We start from the raw sequence: 23,081 nt of genomic DNA, 5'->3' as shown, positions 1-23,081 counted from the left end.
AGCTACGCAGCAAGGAGCGGCTGAGGTCATTGTAGCCGCTCCTTTTATTTTTTAGCAACTCTCATTAAGGTAATTCGTTAGCGTTTCTGTCGATACTTATCCTAATAGTTTTTAGCTATTTAGCATAGAATATATTGATTGTGATTGTACGTTTTAATGCCATACATTTACGTTGTTAAATCAAAATTACGTTGATTAATAAACTTATAAATTATGGAAAACGGATCAAATGACATTAGTAAATGCCCATTTCACAATGGCACTATGAAACACAATGTTGGTGGTGGCGGTACCCGCAACCACGACTGGTGGCCAAATCAATTAAAGATTGGTATTCTGCGCCAGCAATCATCTTTATCAAACCCGATGGATAAGGATTTTAACTATGCCGAAGCTTTTAAAAGTCTGGATCTGGAAGCCGTAAAGGCCGACCTGCATGTGCTGATGACGGATTCGCAGGATTGGTGGCCGGCTGATTTTGGTCATTACGGTGGTTTGTTTATCCGTATGGCATGGCACAGCGCTGGTACATACCGCGTAACCGATGGCCGTGGTGGTGCCGGTGCGGGAATGCAGCGTTTCGCACCCCTTAACAGCTGGCCTGATAACGTGAGCCTGGATAAGGCCCGCAGGTTGTTATGGCCAATCAAACAAAAATATGGCAACAAAATTTCATGGGCTGACTTGTTGATCCTAACCGGTAACGTCGCCCTCGAATCAATGGGCTTTAAAACCTTTGGTTTTGCCGGCGGACGCGAAGACGTTTGGGAACCGGATGAATCAGTATACTGGGGCGAAGAAAGAACCTGGCTTGGCGGCGATCTGCGCTATGCCCACGGTTCAGAAGGTGTTAATGAGAATCACGGCGTGCTCGTTTCTGACGATGATGCCGATGGTAATATCCACTCTCGTAACCTGGAGAAACCGCTTGCTGCTGTGCAAATGGGTTTGATCTACGTAAATCCTGAAGGCCCGGATGGTAATCCTGACCCGATCATGGCTGCTAAAGATATAAGGGATACGTTCGGCCGAATGGCGATGAACGATGAAGAAACCGTTGCGCTGATAGCAGGTGGACATACCTTTGGCAAAACACATGGCGCAGCTCCTGCCGATAATGTTGGCAAGGAGCCTGAAGCTGCTGATATTGAACAACAGGGCTTTGGCTGGAATAACAAGTATGGATCAGGCAAAGGTGCCGACACCATTACCAGCGGGCTTGAAGTAACCTGGACAAAGACGCCTACCCAATGGAGCAATAACTTTTTCGAGAACCTGTTTGGCTTTGAATGGGAGCTTACAAAAAGCCCGGCAGGTGCCCATCAATGGGTAGCAAAAACGGATGAAGCTATTATACCGGATGCTTACGATAACGAAAAAAGGCACAAACCAACTATGCTTACCACCGATTTGGCCCTAAGGTTTGATCCGGCTTACGAGAAAATTTCAAGGCACTTTTTAGAGAACCCTGATGCTTTTGCCGATGCATTCGCGCGTGCTTGGTTTAAATTAACCCACCGTGATATGGGTCCGCGTGAGCGTTACCTGGGGCCTGATGTTCCGCAGGAAGAGCTTTTATGGCAGGATCCGATCCCGGCGGTTGACTATGCATCGGTTGATGAGAATGACATCAACCTATTAAAAGATAAAATAGCTGACTCAGGTCTTTCGATATCTGAACTCGTTTCAACAGCCTGGGCTTCGGCATCAACCTTTCGCGGGTCAGACAAGCGCGGTGGCGCCAACGGCGCCCGCGTACGCCTTGCCCCGCAAAAGTACTGGCAGGTAAATAATCCGCCGCAACTGCAAAAGGTGCTTAGTGTATTAGAAGGCATTCAGGCAGACTTTAATAACACACAATCGACAGGTAAAAAGGTATCACTGGCTGATCTGATTGTACTGGCGGGTAACGTTGGTATCGAGAAGGCTGCTAAAGCTGCCGGACATGATGTAAAAGTTCCTTTTGCTGTTGGCCGCGCAGATGCATCTCAGGAAAAAACGGATGTAGAATCATTCAGTTACCTCGAACCAATTGCTGACGGTTTCCGTAACTACCGCAAGTCGAAAATTCGTGTATCAACAGAGGAATTATTGATCGATAAGGCACAGCTACTTACGCTAACCGCACCTGAGTTAACGGTGTTGATAGGCGGCATGCGTGTGCTTGAAACAAATTACGATGGCTCTAAGCATGGCGTGTTCACACAACGCCCCGGCCAGCTTACAAACGACTTTTTTGTTAACCTGCTGGATATGGGCACAGCCTGGAAAGCATTATCTGAAGACAGGGAGGTATACCTCGGTACCGACCGTAAAACCGGCGAGGTGAAATGGACCAGCACCCGTGCTGACCTGGTATTCGGGTCAAATTCTGAATTAAGGGCTGTAGCCGAGGTGTATGCGAGCAGCGATGCTCAACAAAAATTTATCAACGATTTTGTTGCCGCCTGGACTAAGGTGATGAACCTGGACAGGTTTGATTTGGTGTAACAAATTCGTTATTGATGTTTATTAAAAAAAGGCTGCCTTTTATGGCGGCTTTTTTTGTTTTAAGGCTTAATGTAGTTGATTTATTGTAGTTTAAATTTGGTTTTACAGCACTTGAAGGTTTATCTTAAAGAACTCAAAACTTTTTAAAATTCATTTTTGCTGCAATTATTTAAACTATTAATTGACAATCTCATCTTAAAATAACATTTTTGCAACAATGATGCATAAAGCAAAATATAAACCATTGAACAAGCGCCACGCACTGGTGTCTTTGTTAATGGTTATTGTTTTTATAGCTATCACTGCGTTTCAGGCAATTCATAAGCATAGTTACCCATCGCTTAATGATCAGGATGAAGATACGGAATATGTGTATTCTTCTGAAAAATGTACCGTTTGTGATTATATTGTACACAAGCAAGCGCATTACGCGCATTTTGATAATCTCCCCGTTATCGGCATTCCGGTAACTAAGGCCGTAACGTTGCTGAGTAAATCCTTTGCCGGCACTTACAAATTTACTCTTCAGGGCTTTACTAACAAGGGGCCCCCTGCTTACTACTGCTAAGCGTTTACTGTAAATACTTATTAATGATTTTTTGGGATAAATGCGTGCATGCGCAAGTATCTTAACATTTACCGGTCAATTAATAAACATTTCAATACGCTTTCATTCCTTGATATGCCACTCGCTTCAAGGAGCAATTAATTCATTGTAACATTCTCAATTAATTAATAACGGTGCCCGTTCCGGCACGCTTTTTCAGTATTATTTTGATCTTAAAAATCCAACCTTTCGGCTGGTGTAAAAAGCTGTTATTTGGCTTTAACATTGGTGCTTTTATCTTAACGGTAAGCTTTTTATCATTAACCTGTTGTTCAGCGGTTGCTCAAACTTATCAGCTAAATGGGATAGTTACTGATCACTCCGGTAAACCCCTGGAAGCAGTTGTGGTAAGTGTTAAACCTGCCGAACTATCTGTTATCACTGACGCCGGCGGGCAGTTTAGCATTAACTTGCCCGCCGCTGGTGAGTATTATCTCCACGTTTCGCATGTTGGTTATAATTCCGTTAAAAAAACGGTTAAAGCAGTCAATCTGCCATTGTACTTGAACATAAGCCTTCACCCGGAAAATCACGAGTTGGAAGAAGTGTTGGTGAAAGATAGATATGCAGAGCAACGTAAGCAGAGCGAATCGTTAAATGTGGAGGTTGTTAATGCCGATTTCATTCAACGTAATCTTGGCGGTAGTTTGATGGCCACCATGTCGCGCCTGCCGGGGGTTAAAACAATTGGTATTGGCTCGGGCCTGTCAAAACCGCTTATCCGGGGTTTAGGTTTTAACCGGGTTGTTGTGGCCGATAAGGGTGTTAAACATGAAGGCCAGCAATGGGGGGCTGATCATGGTTTGGAGCTTGACCAGTTTGCCGTTGGCGAGGTTGAGTTAGTAAAAGGTGCGGCCTCATTCATCTATGGGTCTGACGCTATTGCCGGCGTGGTTGATGTTAAACCGGTAGCGCCTCCCGCACCAAATTCATTCGGCGGCTCGGTTGACATGATTGGCAAGACTAACAATAATCTGTTTGGTTCATCAATTAATCTTTACGGACGTAGGCAAAAATGGTTTGCCGATGCCCGCATAACCTATCAAAATTATGGCGACTATACCGTGCCGACTAACAAGGTTTACGTTTATGATTATGCTGTCAAACTACGTAACAACCAGTTGCGTAACACGGCGGGACGCGAGACTGGCTTACACTTTAACACCGGCTATGTAAGCGAAAAATTCCGGTCGATTTTTTACGTATCTAACATTTATACACGCAGCGGCTTTTTCGCCAATGCACATGGTTTGGAACCAAGGCGGGTTGATACTCTGTTGCACAACCGTTCGAGCCGAGACATACAACTGCCAAGCCAGGAAGTGAACCATTTCAAACTCATCAACCGCACCCAATATCAGGCGGGCAGGCATTTGCTGCAAGCTGATATGGGTTATCAGCACAATTTCAGGCAAGAGTTTAGCCAGTATGTTAACCATGGTTATATGCCACCGGTTTATCCGCACACTATGCGCATCCCATCTGATCTGGAGCGGGAATTTAATAAGCGGGTATACTCATTGAACTTGCGCGACAAGCTGCAATTTGACCGGCATGAACTAACCATAGGCATTAATGGTGAATACCAGGACAATACAATTAACGGATGGAGTTTTTTGGTGCCGGCCTTTAAACAAACCATGGCCGGAGCTTTCGCTTATGATAAGTTTAAACTGAACGATAAGGTATTGTTGCACGCGGCTTTACGGTATGACTACGGCCGCATGCGTACCTTAAAATATACGGATTGGTTTGAAACAGAGGGCATAAAACAAGTTCGTGCCGATAACCTGACCAGGAATTTCAACAGCCTCGTTTGGTCGGCAGGTGTTAATTACACGCCCGAGGGCAGTTTTAGTTTGAAGGCCAACATAGGTAAAAGCTTCCGGATGCCCATAGCCAATGAACTGGCTGCAAACGGGGTAAACTATCACTATTTCCGCTTTGAAAAAGGTAATCGCTCGCTCAGTCCCGAACAATCCTATCAGGCAGATCTAACTTTAAGCTGGGACACCGAAAGGTTTTCGGCGCAACTAAGTCCGTTTTACAATTATTTTTCTAACTACATCTACCTAAACCCAACTGCTGAGCACGATTACCTGCTGGGAGCAGGCAACCAGGTATTTGTTTACACGCAGAGCAGTGTGGCAAGGTATGGCGGCGAATTGCAGTTGCAGTACAAATTAACCAATGAACTAAGTACGGAAGTGCTGGCAGAATATCTTCGCGCCCGGCAATTATCAGGCGATAAAGAGGGATATACCTTGCCTTTTTCTCCGCCGCCTTCAGTATTGTTCAACCTTACTTATGAGCCACATCATATTGATAGGCTTAAGCACAGCTACATCTCCATCGATTATCTTATTACGGGTGCTCAAAATAACATTGTTCCGCCTGAACAAAAAACGGCAGGCTACCAGGTTTGGAATATACAGGCAGGCACCAAACTGCGCTTTAACGGAAGACCATTAACCTTAAGCTTACAAGTTCAAAACTTATTCAATACCAAATACCTCAACCATACCAGTTTTTATAGGCTAATCCAACTTCCCGAAGCCGGGCGCAATATCGTGCTTTCAGTAAAGGTTCCCTTTGGCTCAAATACAATTAACTAACAAATATTTATCAATCAATTAATTAACAAAGTAAAATGAAAACAACAAAACCAATCATCTATCTGCTGCTTGCAGGTATAACATTATTCTCAGCCTGTTCAAAAGACAATGACGAAACGCCTGTAGGAGCGCCAACTATTGAAGGCCTTGAAGTGGGAGCGGGCAACAACAAAATCGCACATCCGGGTAACGACCTGCATATCGAAGCGCAAATACAAGCCGCAGCCAATATTAAGGATGTCGTGCTTGAGATTCATCCTGAAAACGGTGCAGGATGGGAGGTGAATACCACTTATACTGATGGTTTTGCCGGACTGAAAAACGCGGAATTCCACAAACATATTGATGTGCCGGCGGACGCTACTGTTGGTGAATATCATGGTCATCTTAAGGTTACGGACCAAAACGGAAAAGTAACCGAAGCAGAGTTTGAGCTAAGTGTTGAGGCTGATCCAACGTTGCCATCTGTAAGCGGATTCGAGGTCGGGCTGAACACCGCAGGCAATGATCTGCATGCAGAAGCTTCAATTACCGCACCAAATAAAATAGCGCAGGTGGTGCTTGAGGTGCACGGCAATGGCTGGGAAAAAGAAGTAACCTACACTGATGCTGCGATGGTTGGCCAAAACAATTACAACCTGCACAAACATGTTGACGTTACTGCTGCCCCGGCAGGTCACTATCATGTTTATCTGAAAGTAGTTGACCAGGCCGGTAAAGAAAATGAATTTGAAGAACATTTTGATAAAAAGTAATCAGTGATAGTTCATTAAATAATCAAATTAATTGTTAAAAAAAGGGCGGGTCGTTATCGATCTGCCTGTAATTGCTTAAAACATGAGTAACACGCTTAAAATATTAACCTTAATCATAGTTATGGCTCTATTTATTGCCGGATGCAGTAAGAAAAATGACGAAAAGGTTGATACCGAATACCCGGTGATTGACCTTTCTGCAAATAATGCTTTTCCGCAACAGTGCAGCATCATAAAAAGGGGAGAAACCTTTATATTCAGAGCCCGCCTTAGTGATAATGTACAACTCGGTTCGGTAAGTGTAGATATACACAATAACTTTGACCATCATAGCCATAGTACCGAAGTGGAAGAGTGCCAGATGGGAGCCGTTAAAACACCGGTAAACCCTTATTTGCTTATCCGCAGTTTCTCGGTTACTGAAGATTTAAACGAAATGGAGATCAGCCAAACTATCAGCGTTCCGGCGGATGTTGATGCGGGAGATTATCATTTTTTAATTCGGTTGACGGATAAGGAAGGCTGGCAGACCATAAAGGGCATCAGTGTTAAAATTCAATAATGGCAAAATGATTTGGCAAAATTGTTGCTTTCCTTTTCTTATGAGAAAAATTTTATTGCCCGTTATAGCGTTCATGCTCGCTGCTTGCCAAACCAAGGAACAAAAAAACAACGATACCGTCAGGCATGGTTTAACCGATACCGTTGCTGACACAAGCGCGGCTATATTAAAGGCCGATACAGCTGTAGATACCATCACTTATATCAAGCAAAAAGTTGAGCATATTAATACACAAAACATTCAACCGGAACACACCGAGTTTATGTGCGACGAGAGAATGAAAGTTGACCGTTATTTTGAAAATGGCAAGCTTGTGAAAATATCTGTCGACTTTGGAACAGTTGGCGACGTTTACGCTAAAGAAGATTACTACTACGATAATGGCAAGCTGATCTTTAAATATGAATTTGTTGAGGGCGGCCCAGCTTGCGAAGGATGTATCAAAAAGAACGAATACCGATCATACGTTGCAGATAATAAAGTAATTAAGTATCTAAAAGATAAAAACCAGGAGCGTTGCCGCACATGTGTATTCGAACCAAAAGCTAAAGAGAATAAATTAATAAAGGCTAAATCAAATCAAGAAATAGAGGCAATTTTATGCCGCAGATAATATCTGCGGCATAAAATTACTTTGCAGGTAAATAACCTTAATGCGGTTTAAATACCTCTAACATGTCAGTAAGCGCATGATTTGCGTGCATACGTTCACCATTTATAAGTGATTCTTGGGCAGCTGCCGCAGCGCGCTTCCTCATGCTGCTTTCAAATGAGGCAATTGAATCTGTTAAATTATCAAATTTTTCTTCAGTAAGTTTTTGGCTTAGTTCCAGTGCATCAAGCATGGCCATGTTTGCACCTTCGCCGGCAAAGGGCGGCATCACGTGTGCTGCATCGCCAATCAGGGTAACGTTGGGCTTGGCCTCCCATGTTTGCTCAAGCGGTGCGCAATATATTAGTCGTGGCACAAAGGGCAGTGCGGCCTGATCAAATAGTTCCTGCCAAAGCGGGTGCCAATCATTATAATAATTTTTAAACCACTCGGTTATTTGCTCGCGGTCGTTAAAGTTTAATCCGCTTGTTGCAGGCCAGTTTTCAGGAGCTTTAAAACTGGCGTAAAAGCCGAGGTCACCATTACCTTTCTGGCCCATAAGAATGTTTTTCTTGTTTCCGAAAGCCATGATTTTCCCGCCCTTTAATAACGCATGTATACCAGGCGCATTAACTACCGACTGATAGATGTTACCTTCGAGCATAGTAATGCCCGAGTAAAATGGCTTGGCATCTGTTACATATTGCCTGATTTTTGAATTGGCGCCATCAGCGGCGATAACCATATCTGCATAAGCAGATATGCCGTTTTTAAAAAGTAAAAGCCAGCCATTATTATGCTTTTCCATGTTTATAAAATGGCTGTCCCAAACCACAGTGTCCTGAGCGAGTGAGTTAAGCAGGATCTTGCGCAGTACACCGCGGTCAATTTCGGGCCTGAAATGCTTATGGCCAAAGTTCTCTTTGGGCTTATAATCATGGTCGCTGTGAAACACTTCAGCCCGCTCATTCATTATCTGCAATTTGTCCGCCTCCGGAAGAAAGTTTGCTTTGAAAACGTCCAGCAAACCTGCCGCGCATATGGCTGCCAGGCCCGAGTCGTCATGCAGATCAAGTGGGGCGCCCTGTACACGGGCGTGACTATCAAAATCCCGCTCGTATACTTTTACGTATACGCCTTTTATCTGTAAAAGCCTGGCTAATGTAAGGCCGCCGGGTCCGCCACCAATAATGGCTATTTGTTTATCTTGTAATAACATATTCTGTGCTGTTTAGTACAGCACAAAATTAGCTGCGCTTTAAAACGGATAATAGTACAAATCGGTCGTTTTTATTCTTGTTAAGTTCTTTTGGTACCACCCCGGAGAATTTTTTAACCTGTTTGATGAAATGATTTTGATCGCTAAAGCTAAGCTTAGGAAATAGTTTGCCCCTGGCAATATGCGATAGCGAAGCGCGGAAACGCAGTATTGTACAATAGGCTTTTAACGATAACCCCAACCACTGGTTGAAGTAACGGTTTATCTGCCTGCTGCTCCAGCCGGTTTTATCAGAAAGCTCACTCACGGGCATTTCGCCGCTCGAAGTATAAATCATTTGAAAAAGCCGGCGTTTGCGTTCATCTACAAATTCAGGCAAAAGGGAGATGACTTTATCGCTTATCTTTTGATAAAAAGAATTAAAATCAGTGAATTCTGTAAAATCTAAGTCCCAGAAATCGTTATTCAGTTCGCGGGCGGTATTTACTATCGCGGCAATAGGGTACTTTAAAATATACTCAACAGCAAGGGGTTTAAAGCTGATCACATAGGCCATCACCCCGGGCGGTACGAACCGCTGTTCAGGTTCAGTTTCCAGGCCGATCAATATAATTCGAATTGGTTCACCAGGCTGTTTCCAAAAGAAGAGATCTACCCGACCGTCCGGTAAAACTACTATCTCCTTATCGTTGGGCAAATTATTATGGAATGTACCGATGCTTTCTACAAAGTCAGCCAAGTCATCAGTCGGCGGATCAAAGCGAAGGTGAAAACCGGGTTCCATAGGTGCAATTTAGCAACATGTTGTAATATCAGGTACAGGCGTTTATAATTAATCGCGCTAAGTGTTCACCGGTTTTTTTAACTTTCGGTTTTTAAGCTGTTCAACTAAAATGATCTTCAGTTTTACTGCAACCCCGGAGTTTGATTTCATGACTTACTTTGCCCGGCATATCGGCGCAACAGTGGTTGATAATCTGCTGGTTATACCGGCGCATTTGGGAAAGGGATATATCCGTAAGTTATCATTCAGCACTGAGTTTAAGATCACCATGCATCATTATGTGCTGAAGGAAGATTTGGTGATTAAGCGTAACTCATCAAGTTTAGTTAACGAGTTAATCACCATATTTTTTTATAGTAACGAGCAAACGCTGGGCATATCTTACAGCAATAACCAAAATCTCGATTTTAACGGTCGCGACGATTCAGCCATACAGGTAACATCAAATGACCTGAGTTCTACCATTCGTTTTCCGCAAGGCCATACCGTTCATTATGCTGTTGTTGCCATTATGCCCGGCTATCTAAAATCGTTGTTAAAGCTAAATACGCTAAACTCCACTGTCGAAACCATCACCGGTAAAAGTAAATCTTTCTTATTTTTTGAAAATATGTCGGCTGACACCAAGTTACTGCTTAAAAATTTAAGTGCGGTAGATATGAACGAGGCGCTCAGCAAATTCTATATGCAAATTAAGGTGCAGGAGCTGCTTTATCTACTGTTTCAAAAACTATCTAAAAGAGAAAATACGCAGCATCAACATATTAATAATACGGATGCCGCGCGGCTGCTGCACATCCGGAACGAGATTGTCAATGACCTGAGCACGCCGCCCGTATTAAACGAACTGGCGCAAATTGCAGCCATGAGCGAAACCAAGCTTAAGCAGCTCTTTAAGCAAGCCTTTGGCGATACTATCTACAATTACTTCCAGAAAGCGCGTATGGAAGAGGCTGCCTTTTTACTTAAACAAAGTAAACGTTCTGTGGCCGAGGTAGGGTATGAGTTGGGCTTTTCTAACCTAAGTCATTTTAGCCGGCTTTTCGAGAAGCACTACGGTCTTACGCCAAAGCGGTATTCCTCCCAAAACTAAATCGTTGCTGTCGTATCGGACTGTTTTTCCGTCTTTTTGCGCTATTATCAGGCTTTAATAAGCTTCAACTTTGCTATGTAAACAATAACATACTGCAAAATGAAAAAATTATTTGAGCCCCATAGCAAAGGCGCACTGCAACTAAAAAACCATGTTGTGATGGCACCCATGACCCGTAGCCGGGCAATTAATAATGTGGCTAATGAGTTAATGGCCACTTATTACAAACAACGTTCAGGAGCCGGACTGATTATTACCGAGGGTACATCGCCAAGCCCGGATGGATTGGGTTACCCACGCATACCCGGAATTTTTACCGATGAGCAAGTTGAAGGCTGGAAGCTAGTTACCCACGCCGTACACGAAGGCAACTCCAAAATATTTTTGCAGATAATGCACACCGGTAGGGTAGCGCATAGTACAAATCTGCCAAAGGGCAATCAGGTGGTGGGCATGTCGGATATAAAGGCTGATGGAGAAATTTATACAGACAAAGGGATGTTTGAGTTTTCACAGCCCACCGCTTTAACAGAACAAGGCATAGCGCGTATTATAAAAGATCATGTTAAGGCTGCTAAGAATGCCTTAAAAGCCGGCTTTGATGGTATAGAATTACATGGCGCACATGGTTACCTGCTGGAGCAAGCATTGAATCCGCATGTAAACAACCGTACAGATAATTATGGCGGCTCGGTTGAAAATCGAAGCCGTTTGATTCTGGAAATTGTGGAACAAATTGCCGATGCAATCGGTGCTGAAAAAGTGGGGCTTCGTATTTCACCCTATCTAAAATCCAATGGCATGCCGGCTTACGATACAAACGTGGTGCATCAAACCTATACACATCTCGTTGAACAGGTTGGGCGTTTAGGTATTGATTATCTGCATATTTCCAACAATCCGGATATTCCTGAAGAAACCCACAGGGCTATCCGCGAGGCTTTCTCAAACACGATAATTTATTGCAATGGCTTTACAGCCGAAACGGCCGAGGCAAAATTGCAGGAGGGGTCAGCGGATTTGATTGCCTTCGGACGTAGCTTTTTGGCCAACCCTGATTTTGTAAGGAGAGTAGAAAAAAACGCACCCTTAAACGAACCTGATTACAGCACCCTTTATACACCCGGTGAAGCAGGTTACACCGATTACCCGGTTTCAAATTAAGTATTTACCATACAATATAAAAACATGAAAATTACAACAACAGGCTCGTTAGGTAATGTGGCCAAACCCTTAGTGGAAAAATTAATTGCAGCCGGACACCAGGTAACCGTTATCAGCACGAAAGATGACCGCAAACAGGATATAGAGGCACTTGGCGCCAAAGCAGCCATCGGTTCGGTGAGTGATGAGGCTTTTCTTAATGAAGCATTTACGGGCGCGGATGCGGTCTACGCCATGTTGCCACCATCAATGGGCCCGGAAAATATGATTGAGAACATTGCCCGGGCGGGGCAAGCCTACGCAAATGCCATAAGAGCTGCCGGAGTTAAGCGGGTGGTATTATTGAGCAGTGTTGGCGCTGAAGCCAGCGCGGGGACCGGGCCGGTAGGCGGGGTGCATCGTGTAGAGCAAATATTTCGCGAGCAATTATCAGGCATAAATGTAACCGTGTTACGTTCAGGGTTTTTTATGGTTAACTTTTTTAGGGATATACCTTTAATCAAAAGCAGAAATCTGTTTGGAAATAATTATAGCGGCGATGATTTGCTGGCGCTAACGCACCAGGACGATCTCTCATCGGCAATTGCTGAGGAATTGCAAAACCCCGGTAGTGGTTTTGAGGTGAAATACCTGGTGAGTGACGTTTCAACCGGAAAAAAGATAGCCGAAGGGTTGGGGCAGGCCATAGGTAAGCCGGATTTAACCTGGACAGAAATCCCCGATGAGCAATTGAAACAAGGTATGCTTTCTGGCGGAATGCCGCTTGAACTGGCCGGTTTAATTACAGAGCTGGGCCAGGGAGTAAGATCGGGCATTGTTATGAAAGACTTTCTTGAGGCAGACGGCGAAGCAACCGGTAAAATTAAATTAACACAATTTGCTGAGGAGTTTAAGCAGAAATATTATCAAGCCTGAAGAAATTCATCATAGCATATATAGTCTAAAAAAAAACGGGAGGTATTGTTACCTAACCCGTTTTTTATTAAAAAAACAAAAAACCGTAATAAGTATACAATCTGCCTCAATTTGTGTTATCTGTAGCATGGAATTAACCATGACCTTTACATTATAAAAAAAGTAAACATGAAAAACACAATTTTAGTTACCGGTGCAAGCAGCGGTATAGGTAAAGCAACAGCCAAGCTGTTTTTTGACAAAGGCTGGAATGTTATCGCGACGATGCGGACTCCGGAAAAAGAAACAGAGCTGGCCGGTCTGGATAACGTATTACTGGCTAAACTGGATGTACTTGACCTAGAAAGCATAAATCAGGCAATAGCTGCAGGCATCGAGAAATTCGGCAAAATAGATGTTTTGGTGAACAATGCCGGTTACGGTGCTTTCGGTCCGTTGGAAGCTTTTTCGCGAGACAATATTATTAAGCAGTTTAACACAAATGTTATCGGCCTAATGGATGTTACCCGGGCCATATTACCACATTTTCGCGCAAATAAAAGCGGTATAGTAATTAATATATCGTCTATCGGCGGTAAAATGGCATTCCCGTTGGGTACGCTTTACCATGGTACTAAGTTCGCCGTTGAAGGTATATCTGAGGCGCTGAGCTATGAGTTTGAACAATTTGGTGCTACTATAAAACTTGTTCAACCCGGCGCCATAGCTACAGATTTTTCAGGCCGTTCGCTCGACTTCAGTAACGATGAGTCGCTTACCGAATATCAGGGCATAGTAGAGAAAGTGAACGAGGGAATGCCTGCATTTTTTGAAAACGCTTCGCCGGCAAGTGTGGTGGCTGATGTAATTTACCAGGCCGCTACAGATGGTACAAACACTTTACGCTACACTGCCGGAGAAGATGCAAAAGCAATTGTAGCCCAACGCAAAGAGGCGGATGATGCTTCATTTTTCAAGGGCATCAAATCACAATTCAAGCTCGACTAACAAAACAGGGCTTAAATTTAAGCCCTTGTTTTGCTTTTTTGTTTTACATTTATTCACTTGTCAATCATAACAGTATGAGCGTTTCTCTTCACTTTTCTGAGATTGCTGATGTTTACAGGTTTTTCAACCTGGAGCAAACACTTAAGCATCCGCTTGTGGCGGTTATTGATTTTGGTAATGCCGATGAGCAGGTGGCTGAGAATACCCGTATATCCGGAGATTATTATTGCCTGATGTTTAAGCGGTATGATGGTAATAATGTAAGGTATGGCCGTAAGGTTATCGACTTTAATAATGGCAGCCTGATGTGCATAGCACCCAATCAGGTACTGGAATTAAAATATGACCTTGGCGATTGCACCGAGAAAGAGGGCTGGGGTGTGTTTTTCCATCCCGATCTGATCCGAAATACATCTTTGCAGCATAAGATTAAAGATTACAGTTTTTTCTCTTACGAAACATCAGAGGCGTTGCACATGTCAGAAAAGGAAAAACAGATTTTTTACGATTGCGTACAAAAACTTGATGGTGAACTGCAAGAGAATATAGATATTCATACTCAGGATATCATCGTATCAAACATTGAATTGTTGCTCAACTATTGTACGCGTTTTTATGCCCGGCAATTTATTACCCGTAAAAGCGTAAACAGTTCGGTAGTAGGCCAGGTAGAAAATATACTTGCGCAATACTTTGCCACAGGTAAACTAGCTGAGCGGGGATTACCGACAGTTAAAAGCCTGGCAGACAAGGTAAACCTGTCGCCGGGTTATTTAAGCGACCTGTTAAAAAAGGAAACGGGTAAAAACGCGCAGGACCATATCCATTATTATTTGATTGATGAGGCTAAGAACATTCTGCTTAGTACCGATAAGTCTGTAAGCGAAATTGCCTATGGGTTAGGGTTTGAGTATCCGCAGTATTTTAACAAGCTATTTAAACAAAAGACAGGCAAAACGCCCGTTGAGTTTCGTAACGGAAATTAATCTACATTGCTGACAAAAATTATAAATCATGGCAAATACCAAAAGTCACGATGAGCGTATAGCTACCTTGACATTTTCATCGGTATACCCGCATTACGTTACAAAAGTTGTGAAAAAGGGCCGTACGGTGGATGAGTTACACGAGGTGATTACCTGGCTTACCGGATTTAATACGGACAAAATACAAGAGCTGATTGATGCGAAGTTGAACTTTGAAGATTTCTTTGGACAGGCTACACTTAATCCCAAAGCATCAACAATTACAGGGCTGATTTGCGGTTACCGGGTAGAAGAGATTGAAAATCCGCTTACACAAAAAGTACGGTACCTGGATAAACTGGTTGATGAACTTGCCAAGGGCAAATCCATGGATAAAATACTGCGTAAATAATTGAAATCTAAAGTCAGCCGATACTAAACTTAGCAGCTGTTACGGGCTGCTTTTTTTGTTGTACAATTAACAATTAATAGAATATTATATGGATTATATATGTATTTTGCTCTATCTAATTGTAGACATATGCTCAATTATTCAAGCCTTTCCGCATGCGCTAAGCGCGTAAGTAGTTTTCTGTTGTTAGGCCTTTTTTCGTTTGGTAATGCTTTTGCGCAAAAGCCCGAGATAAGTGTCGACCTCAATCAGGTTATTGAACCGATGAAACCCATCTGGGCATGGTTTGGTTACGATGAACCGAATTATACCTATATGAAGGACGGTAAAAAGCTGCTTACCGAAATATCAAAACTGAGCCCTGCACCGGTTTATGTGCGCACACATAGTTTATTGGTAACGGGTGATGGTACGGCGGCGCTCAAATGGGGATCAACTAATGCTTACACAGAGGATACTAACGGGAAGCCGGTTTATAATTGGGCAATAATTGATAGTATCTTTGATACTTATGTAAAACGCGGTATGAAACCGCTGGCGCAAATAGGCTTTATGCCGCAGGCGCTGTCTACTCACCCTGAGCCCTATCGCCACCACTGGAAGCCGGGCGATCCTTATAACGATATTATCACCGGTTGGGCTTACCCGCCTGCGGATTACGATAAATGGCGTGAACTGGTGTATCAGTGGGTAAGGCACTCTGTTGAACGCTATGGGCAAAAGGAAGTTGAAAGCTGGTATTGGGAAGTATGGAATGAGCCGAACGGCGCTTATTGGAAAGGCACGAGAGAAGAGTTCTTTAAGTTATATGACTATGCTGCTGATGGGTTGAAAAAGGCATTACCAACTGCCAGAATTGGCGGCATTAATATTGCCGGAACAAGAACCAAAGGCGCGATAGAATGGACGCGTGAATTTATCGAGCATTGTATTAGCGGCAAAAATTACGCGACCGGCAGGGTAGGTTCGCCGCTGGATGCGGTTCTGTTTCATGCAAAGGGATGGCCAAGGCTCGTTGATGGCTTTATTCGAATGGATATGGCACCACAGCTACAGGACATTCGCACCGGGATAGAAATCGCACAATTGTACAAACAAACGCGGGATTTGCCGCTGATTGTCGGCGAGTCTGACCCGGAAGGCTGCGCGGCCTGTGGTATGGCTACCAACCCGGAGAATGCTTATCGTAACGGAGTAATGTATTCCAGCTATACCGCGGCTTCGTTTGCCCGTAAATATGAGGTGGCAACCCGAAAAAAAGCTAACTTATTAGGCGTGGTAAGCTGGTCTTTTGAATTTGAGGGGCAGCCATGGTTTTACGGATTTAGAGATTTGGCTACAAACGGTGTAGATAAGCCGGTATTAAACGTTTTCAGAATGCTGGGCATGATGAAGGGTAATCGCATACAGGTACGGGCTAACCGGATGGTTGCATTGGATAGCATTGTGAAAAACAGCGTTCATGGCGCTTTGTCTGACATTGGTGGATTGGCCGTGACAAGTGAAAGATCGGCAAGTGTTATGGTGTGGAATTACCACGATGACGATAAACCGGCTCCCGATGAAACCGTTGCACTTAAAATTGCCGGGTTAACGGCTAAGAAGGTCAATCTGAATATTTACATGATCGACAAAAATAACAGTAATGCATACGAGGTTTGGAAAAAGATGGGGTCGCCTCAGCAACCTACCGCGGCGCAAATAAGCGAATTGGAAAAGGCAGGGCAGTTAAGTTGTGTGTCATCAAGAAAAATCGAACCCAAAGCAGGTAGTGTAAGCCTGGATGTGAAGTTACAACGCCATGCAGTTGCGCTGGTTTTGCTCAAGTGGTAAAGTACTTGAGCAATCAAAAATAAGTTAGCACGTGATCGGTTAAAAAGCGTAATGACAATACGAGGTATCAAATGTCCGGTCATTCTGAAACAAAACAAAAAACCCCGTATATTTTGTATACAGGGTTTTGATACTTGTTTGGTATCGCTTGTTGTCGGGATGGCAGGATTCGAACCTGCGGCCTCCACATCCCAAATGTGGCGCGATACCGGGCTACGCTACATCCCGAATGGGTTTGCAAAGGTAAGTTTTTAAAGCGTATTCGCAAAAAAAAATTAAAGTATTTTAATACTGTTTTAACCTTCGCTATTTTAAAGTACTTCGCTTTATTTAATCGGCTATCCGTTTCTGTTAAAGCGCAGGCAAAAGTAAAGTTTTAATCGCTATTTGCAATACCTCATAGCTTAATTTATGTTGAATTGATCATACTGTTCAGACAATCAACTTATTAATTTTTCCGCTGATTTAATTATTAACTGAATTCACATGTTTAACCACCTTTTCAACTATATCCGTCGGTGTGAGTATATAGTCCGGGTGGTCGTTAGCTATCAAGGCCGACGGCATTAGCGGGAATTGAGCCGTCTCCGGAGCCTGCACAATAATTAAACCTTTACAAGCCTCAATTTGCTTGGCGCCTTCAATACCGTCGTACCCCGCACCGGAGAGTATGATGCCTAAGGATTTATCTTTAGCGTCGCGCGCCATCGATATGAAAAGATGATCAATTGTACGGTTAATCTTTTGCTGCGGACTGCGCGCACTTGTTATAAGCGCGCCGTTGTTTAAACTGAGTTGTTTACCCGCTGCCATTACATATAAATGCCCGGCTTGTAACTCGGTGCTATCTTCAACCGTAACCACGCGTAACCGTGTAGACGGTTTTAGTATGCTATCGAGTTTGCTCGGCGAATTGATAGGTACATGGCTTAACACAACTATAGCCGCATTTATATCAGCCGGCAGGTTGGCAATTATATCCTTGAGCGGGTCAATACCGCCCGCCGAAAGTCCGATACCTATTACGTAGAAGTTATATTCCATAGCGTTTGCATATTGCTTTTATGGCAATATATAAGTGTAATGAAATAATCAGGAAAAGGTTTGCTTATCAGCCTTCAGGATACTTGCGGAATATACTGTTTATACGCATCTGTATAACGCCTAAAAATGCTTCGCGGAATATACGTGTTGACATTTTTGATTCCCCAGCCGTGCGATCTGTAAAAATAATCGGCACTTCAACTACTTTAAAGCCATGTTTAATAGCTGTGTATTTCATCTCGATCTGGAAGGCGTAGCCTACGAATTTTATTTTATCGAGCTGTACGGTTTCGAGCACCTTGCGTTTATAGCACATAAACCCAGCGGTAAAATCCTGTATATCCAGGCCGGTTATCATACGTACGTAAACGGACGCGAAGTAGCTCATCAATACACGGCTCATGGGCCAGTTTACTACGTTAACTCCTTTTATGTAACGGGAGCCAACGGATGCGTCGGCGCCTTCAATACATGCCTGGCGTAGCTTTAATAAATCGTCTGGATTATGTGAGAAATCGGCATCCATTTCAAAAATGAAATCGTAATGCCGTGCTATGCACCACTTAAAACCATGGATATAGGCGGTACCTAAACCTTGCTTCCCGGCACGTTTCTCCATAAAAAGACGGTCGGTATATTTAAGTTGCAGATTTTCAACTATCTGTTGGGTGCCATCGGGCGAGCCATCGTCAACGATAAGGATATGGAAATCATGCGGAAGGGAAAATACTTTGCGAACCATCCGCTCAATATTTTCCCTTTCGTTATACGTAGGAATTATTACAATACTATCAGGCACTACTCGTAAACGCTATCGTTTTAAAAAAGTATGCAAAGCAAACAATTTTTTTAAACAATCGGGTTATCCGGATGAATTTCCTGTGTTTTATCTCCTTTTATATCCAAGGCGCCAGCAAGCGTTTCATCCGCAAGGTAGCTGCGCTCCTTAATGTGCGGGCTCACAAACAAAAAGAGCACAAAGAAACCACCGATAATGCCCACAAACAGCCAAAAGTATTTATCGCCCTCAAAATAAGCGAAGAAACCTTTTTCAGAGATGTTTTTATTTATCAGCGTGGTAAAGAAAGTACCAACTGAATAAGTCAGGTACCATATGCCGGTCATGGTGCTTTTCATTGATGGGGGAGATTGTGTGTACGCGTATTCCAAGCCTGTGATAGATACCATTACCTCACCGGCCGACAGGATGATGAAAGCCAGTATTTGCCACCATATAGAAGGCTGTTCGCCGTTTTGAAGGTTAACCTGAACCAATGCTATAATTACAAAGCTTAAGCCGGTAACAAATAAGCCTGCGCCAATTTTTTTGAGCGGCGTAAGCTTTACGCCTAATTTTTCAACTAACGGATAAACGCCGTAATTGAACACCGGTATCAAAATCAGCAGGAACAAAGCGTTTACAAACTGAACTTGCGATGGCAGAATGCGTAAACCGAAGATGCCCAAATCAAGGTCAAGCTTTGCGGCTTGCAGGGCCCATTCTGCACTGTTCATGTCCCACATTGCCCAGAAGATGGGGATGAATGCGAAAACCGCCATTACATTCCAAACTGATTTTACGGCGTCGGTTTTTGCTTTTCCATACTTGGCTTCAGTTACATTCCAGGCCTTTTTGGTTTTGTCTTTATTGCTGAATTTAGCTTTTAATGTGTATAAACTGATGGTGATAAAGTTTTCCTTACGGATGCCGCTTGGCGGAACTTTTACATACATTTTGCGGCCCGAAAAGAATATAATAGTAGCCAAAGCCATTAGTATACCCGGTACACCAAACGCCACAGAAGCGCCAAAATGCTCATATAAATAGGGGATAAGTAATATACTCACCGTTGAACCGGCGTTTATACTGAAGTAAAACCAGCTGTAAATCTTGCTCATCAGGTGCTGGTTGTTATGATCAAACTGATCACCAACGTTAGCAGATACGCACGATTTTATACCACCAGCCGCTATTGCTATCACTACTAGGCCTGCAATGAAGCCATCCAGTGAGCTGTCAAAAATCGACAGCAGGAAGTGCCCGAAGGTATAAATGATAGAGCCCATTAAAATTACCCGGTATTTGCCAAAAAACCAGTCGGCCAATATTGCGCCGAGAAGTGGCGTAAAGTATACCAGTGTTGAAAAAAGGTGGTTATAATAATTCGATTGCGCTTCGGCTTGTGTGGTTAATGCCGGTATATGGTTGGGATTAAAAAACTGGTTTACTAAAAATATTGCCAGTATACTGCGCATGCCGTAAAAGCTGAAGCGCTCTGAAAATTCGTTACCTATAATAAAAGGAATACTGCGGGGTATCTTACCCTTCGGGGTAGAAGCTGGGGTTAATGTTTCTGCCATTTAAATTTTATGAGGTTTTGCGAAATTAGTATAAATCCCCGAAATCAAAATTAAATCTTGAAAGTGTTACACTCCGGGCATTAAAATTCCGCTTCGTATCAATATTCTGATACTAATGTCGAGAGGGTACTTGCTGCCTGTCTTTAATAGCTTGCTTCTTTGGGTCGATATATTCGTTTTGATCCTGAGCAGTAGCGATGTTGCGCATATCCAGGTTTTCAACAAACTGCCATTTTCCATTGCTGAGGCGATAGCCATCATAACTTAGGTCCGGCCCAAACGTTTCGGGTTTTCCAGATGAGCTTTTATCCGGTGGTGAGAGGTGGTCAAAAACAATTATATTATCATCGGGTACATAGCGTAACAGCATTGATGCCTGGCGCGAATATTCAAACACAACGCGCTTACGTGTTTTTTTGCCGTTACCCACAAAAACGTCGGCGCCAAACAGGGGCTGTCCGTTTCTGTTGAATGATATGGCATCAATCACTTTTTTGGTGGATTTTACTGTGTGCCCTTTCCAACCCAGCAAGACGTAGTAGGGGGTAGTGCTGTTTTTTACAGATACAATTTTGTAATACTGCGCGCCGTACCATTTGCGGTTATCGGTAACGGAATCTTCCGGATTTTTCAACAAAGGGGAGTAATCCTCAAGCGGAAAAAGTTTAAGCGCGCCACCGGTGTTCATTTGTACCGCACCGTAAAACCGGTAGCTGCCATCCACGTTTATTACGTGCCAGGTAAAAATGCGGAACCGATTATCCGGGGCGTTTAAAACACTGATTGACTTAACACTATCAAACGAATAATTGAAAGAGCCGGGCAACTTAAGCGTGCTAACCAGAGTGCGTATAAACTGGTAGTTGGCGTTTTTGCGCTCCATATCGTCAGGGTCATTTATAAACTTAGCCCCCAAGTGGGTCAGGCTGTCGCGGAGGGCATTAAATTGTTTAATGCTGCGCGTGTCCTGCGCCATGAGCATCGCGGTCGTCTGTAAAAAAAATAATAGCGCGAGTATGTGTTTCTTCATTTATAATTCAACGCAAATCAGCAAACCGCTTTTTAAAATGAGCGGTTTGCTGTCGATTATCTTATTGTAACGGATCTTTTTTCTTTTTGGTTTTTTTGCGCGCGTTAAGTGCCTGTTGCAGCAGGTATTCAATCTGGCCATTAGTGCTTCTGAATTCTTCGGCAGCCCAATTTTCAACCTCCTTCAGCATTTCAGGATTGATGCGCAATATAAAAGCTTTTTTTTCGGCCATAAACTTATTCTATACTCCGGCTGCCGCAGCCTGCCGTTGCCTTGATATTATAAGATAAAACCCCACAAACGTCAAAAGTGGAAATATATGAAGCGGAACTGTGCTTTGTTCGATAAAAACCTCGTCGGTACTTGAAAAGGGGTTTAATTTGATCGTAATCAAACGCCCGTTGGTGCTGTTTTCCCACTCGTAAGAAGCTTTCCAGAATGACGTCCGCTTTAAAATGTACTGCGTGCCATCTGTCAAGGTAAAGGTTGATGTAAAGCTGAATGTTTTACTCTTTAGCGTGCCGATTAAATTCTCATTTTCATCGGTAACACTGATCTCGCGTTTCCATGTGTCCGAAAATTTAAAGTTCAAAACCGAACCGGCAAGTTCGGCCATACCCCTGTTTTTTAAGGAAACCGTTTTAAAAGTAAGCTTACCGTAGCTATGCAGGTCGTCCCTTAACTCATATTCAGGCTTTACCCAACCATGGCGCTGCAGGTATAGTTTACTTACGTTGCGATTATTAAAGGCTGAAAGCATAACAATGTGTATTAATGGTAAAGAGTGCCCGTGTTAACTACCGGCGCCACATTCCGCTCACCGCAAAGCACTACAAGCAGGTTACTCACCATAGCGGCCTTGCGCTCTTCGTCCAGTTCGACTATATTTTTTGCAGATAGCTTATCAAGCGCCATCTCAACCATGCCGACTGCACCTTCAACAATTTGCTTACGCGCTGCTATAATAGCTGTAGCCTGCTGGCGCTGGAGCATGGCGTTCGCAATTTCAGGAGCGTAAGCCAGGTGTGAGATACGCGCTTCCAGCACTTCGATACCCGCACGGGCAAGCCTGTCATTTAATTCCTTTTCGAGTAATATACTTACATGTTCGGCGCCGTCGCGCAGCGTAACTGATGCGTCCTCATCTTCAAAATGATCGTAAGCGAACGAGTTGGCTAAGTGGCGTACGGCGGCCTCGCTCTGGATGTTAACGTATTGAATGTAATTTTCAACCGAAAATACCGCTGCTGCCGTATCCTTAACGCGCCAAACTATTACTGCGGCAATTTCAATGGGATTGCCCACCTTGTCGTTTACCTTAAGTTGCTGTCCGTTCAGATTAAAAGCTCTTAACGACACCTTCTTTTTAACAGTGAAGGGATTAACCCAGAAAAAGCCGTCTTTTTTAACCGTGCCGGTATACTTACCAAACAGGGTTAATACTTTAGATTCGTTAGGGTTAACAATTACCAGTCCGGGCAGAACAAGCGAAAAGTTGAGTATGAATATAATAACGGCGATTATCGGCATACCCTGCCATATTAATATACCCGACGCGGCAATCAATATTAAAAACATCGCGAAGGTAGCGTATCCGGACGGCGGGTTGATGATTTTTTCGTTTTCCATGATTTTGGTTTTGATTTTAAAATG

General features: G+C 43.5%; 22 protein-coding genes and 1 tRNA gene. 13 read left to right on the top strand and 10 right to left on the bottom strand.

Annotation, left to right across the window (positions count from 1 at the left end; genetic code table 11):
* The first annotated feature begins 213 nt into the window (after positions 1-213).
* The 6 genes from katG to ABD960_RS09500 all read left to right on the top strand — a co-directional run bounded on the left by katG (position 214) and on the right by ABD960_RS09500 (position 7,642).
* Complete coding sequence (katG, locus tag ABD960_RS09525; protein WP_345330921.1) at positions 214-2,490, top strand: catalase/peroxidase HPI; 2,277 nt, start codon at positions 214-216, stop codon at positions 2,488-2,490.
* 217 nt (positions 2,491-2,707) lie between these two features.
* Entirely contained in the window at positions 2,708-3,058 is a 351-nt protein-coding gene (locus tag ABD960_RS09520; protein ID WP_345330920.1) for a hypothetical protein, read from the top strand.
* A 173-nt stretch (positions 3,059-3,231) separates the two neighbouring features.
* Positions 3,232-5,712, top strand: coding sequence for a TonB-dependent receptor (locus ABD960_RS09515; protein WP_345330919.1), 2,481 nt, complete (start codon positions 3,232-3,234; stop codon positions 5,710-5,712).
* Positions 5,713-5,747: 35 nt separating this feature from the next.
* Positions 5,748-6,467, top strand: coding sequence for a DUF4625 domain-containing protein (locus tag ABD960_RS09510; RefSeq protein ID WP_345330918.1), 720 nt, complete (start codon positions 5,748-5,750; stop codon positions 6,465-6,467).
* Positions 6,468-6,588: 121 nt separating this feature from the next.
* Positions 6,589-7,029 carry a DUF4625 domain-containing protein gene (locus ABD960_RS09505; RefSeq protein ID WP_345330917.1) on the top strand — a complete coding sequence of 147 codons (441 nt, stop codon included), beginning with the start codon at positions 6,589-6,591 and terminating at the stop codon, positions 7,027-7,029.
* Positions 7,030-7,069: 40 nt separating this feature from the next.
* A complete protein-coding gene (locus ABD960_RS09500) occupies positions 7,070-7,642 on the top strand; it encodes a hypothetical protein (RefSeq protein WP_345330916.1) in 573 nt (190 codons plus the stop codon).
* 37 nt (positions 7,643-7,679) lie between these two features.
* On the opposite strand, the gene ABD960_RS09495 is transcribed toward ABD960_RS09500, so the two are convergent.
* Both ABD960_RS09495 and ABD960_RS09490 read right to left on the bottom strand, forming a co-directional pair.
* Complete coding sequence (locus tag ABD960_RS09495) at positions 7,680-8,840, bottom strand: FAD-dependent oxidoreductase (RefSeq protein WP_345330915.1); 1,161 nt, start codon at positions 8,838-8,840, stop codon at positions 7,680-7,682.
* Positions 8,841-8,868: 28 nt separating this feature from the next.
* Positions 8,869-9,624, bottom strand: coding sequence for a helix-turn-helix domain-containing protein (locus tag ABD960_RS09490; RefSeq protein WP_345330914.1), 756 nt, complete (start codon positions 9,622-9,624; stop codon positions 8,869-8,871).
* Between the two features lie 109 nt (positions 9,625-9,733).
* Here ABD960_RS09490 and ABD960_RS09485 point away from each other — a divergent pair, with 109 nt between their 5' ends.
* From ABD960_RS09485 to ABD960_RS09455, 7 genes are all read left to right on the top strand, one after another.
* Positions 9,734-10,717 (top strand): helix-turn-helix domain-containing protein, encoded by a 984-nt coding sequence (locus ABD960_RS09485; RefSeq protein ID WP_345330913.1) that lies wholly within the window; start codon positions 9,734-9,736, stop codon positions 10,715-10,717.
* 99 nt (positions 10,718-10,816) lie between these two features.
* Positions 10,817-11,881, top strand: a complete 1,065-nt coding sequence (locus tag ABD960_RS09480; protein WP_345330912.1) for an alkene reductase — start codon at positions 10,817-10,819, stop codon at positions 11,879-11,881.
* A gap of 24 nt (positions 11,882-11,905) precedes the next feature.
* Positions 11,906-12,796, top strand: coding sequence for an NmrA family NAD(P)-binding protein (locus ABD960_RS09475; RefSeq protein WP_345330911.1), 891 nt, complete (start codon positions 11,906-11,908; stop codon positions 12,794-12,796).
* A gap of 168 nt (positions 12,797-12,964) precedes the next feature.
* Positions 12,965-13,783 (top strand): SDR family oxidoreductase, encoded by an 819-nt coding sequence (locus tag ABD960_RS09470; RefSeq protein WP_345330910.1) that lies wholly within the window; start codon positions 12,965-12,967, stop codon positions 13,781-13,783.
* A gap of 74 nt (positions 13,784-13,857) precedes the next feature.
* Positions 13,858-14,769, top strand: a complete 912-nt coding sequence (locus ABD960_RS09465; RefSeq protein WP_345330909.1) for a helix-turn-helix domain-containing protein — start codon at positions 13,858-13,860, stop codon at positions 14,767-14,769.
* 28 nt (positions 14,770-14,797) lie between these two features.
* Positions 14,798-15,160 carry a DUF2200 domain-containing protein gene (locus tag ABD960_RS09460; RefSeq protein WP_345330908.1) on the top strand — a complete coding sequence of 121 codons (363 nt, stop codon included), beginning with the start codon at positions 14,798-14,800 and terminating at the stop codon, positions 15,158-15,160.
* A gap of 129 nt (positions 15,161-15,289) precedes the next feature.
* The gene (locus ABD960_RS09455) at positions 15,290-16,993 is read left to right on the top strand and encodes a GH39 family glycosyl hydrolase (RefSeq protein ID WP_345330907.1); all 1,704 of its coding nucleotides are present in this window, start codon (positions 15,290-15,292) and stop codon (positions 16,991-16,993) included.
* A gap of 154 nt (positions 16,994-17,147) precedes the next feature.
* Here the strand turns inward: ABD960_RS09455 and ABD960_RS09450 are convergent.
* The 8 genes from ABD960_RS09450 to ABD960_RS09415 form a co-directional block, all read right to left on the bottom strand.
* A tRNA-Pro gene (locus ABD960_RS09450) sits at positions 17,148-17,221 on the bottom strand.
* Between the two features lie 237 nt (positions 17,222-17,458).
* The gene (locus tag ABD960_RS09445) at positions 17,459-18,037 is read right to left on the bottom strand and encodes a chemotaxis protein CheB (RefSeq protein ID WP_345330906.1); all 579 of its coding nucleotides are present in this window, start codon (positions 18,035-18,037) and stop codon (positions 17,459-17,461) included.
* 67 nt (positions 18,038-18,104) lie between these two features.
* Positions 18,105-18,836: a polyprenol monophosphomannose synthase gene (locus tag ABD960_RS09440; RefSeq protein WP_345330905.1), complete on the bottom strand. Its 732-nt coding sequence runs from the start codon at positions 18,834-18,836 to the stop codon at positions 18,105-18,107.
* A gap of 50 nt (positions 18,837-18,886) precedes the next feature.
* Positions 18,887-20,398: a POT-type proton-dependent oligopeptide transporter gene (locus ABD960_RS09435; protein ID WP_345330904.1), complete on the bottom strand. Its 1,512-nt coding sequence runs from the start codon at positions 20,396-20,398 to the stop codon at positions 18,887-18,889.
* A 112-nt stretch (positions 20,399-20,510) separates the two neighbouring features.
* Positions 20,511-21,428, bottom strand: coding sequence for a hypothetical protein (locus tag ABD960_RS09430; RefSeq protein WP_345330903.1), 918 nt, complete (start codon positions 21,426-21,428; stop codon positions 20,511-20,513).
* A gap of 61 nt (positions 21,429-21,489) precedes the next feature.
* Positions 21,490-21,660, bottom strand: coding sequence for a type II toxin-antitoxin system antitoxin (locus ABD960_RS09425; protein WP_232175658.1), 171 nt, complete (start codon positions 21,658-21,660; stop codon positions 21,490-21,492).
* A 9-nt stretch (positions 21,661-21,669) separates the two neighbouring features.
* Complete coding sequence (locus tag ABD960_RS09420) at positions 21,670-22,188, bottom strand: hypothetical protein (RefSeq protein WP_345330902.1); 519 nt, start codon at positions 22,186-22,188, stop codon at positions 21,670-21,672.
* A gap of 11 nt (positions 22,189-22,199) precedes the next feature.
* Positions 22,200-23,057 (bottom strand): SPFH domain-containing protein, encoded by an 858-nt coding sequence (locus tag ABD960_RS09415; protein ID WP_345330900.1) that lies wholly within the window; start codon positions 23,055-23,057, stop codon positions 22,200-22,202.
* Positions 23,058-23,081 lie beyond the last annotated feature (24 nt).

Origin of the sequence: Mucilaginibacter defluvii, assembly GCF_039543225.1 — a bacterium.
Lineage (GTDB): Bacteria > Bacteroidota > Bacteroidia > Sphingobacteriales > Sphingobacteriaceae > Mucilaginibacter > Mucilaginibacter defluvii.
The sequence above is the reverse complement of the archived record's forward strand: the minus strand, read 5'-3'. Positions and strand labels throughout refer to the sequence as shown.

Excerpts from the sequence above, each read along its gene's own strand:
- ABD960_RS09490 (WP_345330914.1), bottom strand. The coding sequence starts at position 9,624 with ATGGAACCCGGTTTTCACCTTCGCTTTGATCCGCCGACTGATGACTTG.
- ABD960_RS09470 (WP_345330910.1), top strand. The coding sequence starts at position 12,965 with ATGAAAAACACAATTTTAGTTACCGGTGCAAGCAGCGGTATAGGTAAA.
- ABD960_RS09465 (WP_345330909.1), top strand. The coding sequence starts at position 13,858 with ATGAGCGTTTCTCTTCACTTTTCTGAGATTGCTGATGTTTACAGGTTT.
- ABD960_RS09500 (WP_345330916.1), top strand. The coding sequence starts at position 7,070 with ATGAGAAAAATTTTATTGCCCGTTATAGCGTTCATGCTCGCTGCTTGC.
- ABD960_RS09520 (WP_345330920.1), top strand. The coding sequence starts at position 2,708 with ATGATGCATAAAGCAAAATATAAACCATTGAACAAGCGCCACGCACTG.
- ABD960_RS09460 (WP_345330908.1), top strand. The coding sequence starts at position 14,798 with ATGGCAAATACCAAAAGTCACGATGAGCGTATAGCTACCTTGACATTT.
- ABD960_RS09495 (WP_345330915.1), bottom strand. The coding sequence starts at position 8,840 with ATGTTATTACAAGATAAACAAATAGCCATTATTGGTGGCGGACCCGGC.
- ABD960_RS09430 (WP_345330903.1), bottom strand. The coding sequence starts at position 21,428 with ATGAAGAAACACATACTCGCGCTATTATTTTTTTTACAGACGACCGCG.
- ABD960_RS09480 (WP_345330912.1), top strand. The coding sequence starts at position 10,817 with ATGAAAAAATTATTTGAGCCCCATAGCAAAGGCGCACTGCAACTAAAA.
- ABD960_RS09505 (WP_345330917.1), top strand. The coding sequence starts at position 6,589 with ATGGCTCTATTTATTGCCGGATGCAGTAAGAAAAATGACGAAAAGGTT.
- katG (WP_345330921.1), top strand. The coding sequence starts at position 214 with ATGGAAAACGGATCAAATGACATTAGTAAATGCCCATTTCACAATGGC.
- ABD960_RS09485 (WP_345330913.1), top strand. The coding sequence starts at position 9,734 with ATGATCTTCAGTTTTACTGCAACCCCGGAGTTTGATTTCATGACTTAC.
- ABD960_RS09510 (WP_345330918.1), top strand. The coding sequence starts at position 5,748 with ATGAAAACAACAAAACCAATCATCTATCTGCTGCTTGCAGGTATAACA.
- ABD960_RS09420 (WP_345330902.1), bottom strand. The coding sequence starts at position 22,188 with ATGCTTTCAGCCTTTAATAATCGCAACGTAAGTAAACTATACCTGCAG.
- ABD960_RS09435 (WP_345330904.1), bottom strand. The coding sequence starts at position 20,398 with ATGGCAGAAACATTAACCCCAGCTTCTACCCCGAAGGGTAAGATACCC.
- ABD960_RS09455 (WP_345330907.1), top strand. The coding sequence starts at position 15,290 with ATGCTCAATTATTCAAGCCTTTCCGCATGCGCTAAGCGCGTAAGTAGT.
- ABD960_RS09445 (WP_345330906.1), bottom strand. The coding sequence starts at position 18,037 with ATGGAATATAACTTCTACGTAATAGGTATCGGACTTTCGGCGGGCGGT.
- ABD960_RS09475 (WP_345330911.1), top strand. The coding sequence starts at position 11,906 with ATGAAAATTACAACAACAGGCTCGTTAGGTAATGTGGCCAAACCCTTA.
- ABD960_RS09415 (WP_345330900.1), bottom strand. The coding sequence starts at position 23,057 with ATGGAAAACGAAAAAATCATCAACCCGCCGTCCGGATACGCTACCTTC.
- ABD960_RS09425 (WP_232175658.1), bottom strand. The coding sequence starts at position 21,660 with ATGGCCGAAAAAAAAGCTTTTATATTGCGCATCAATCCTGAAATGCTG.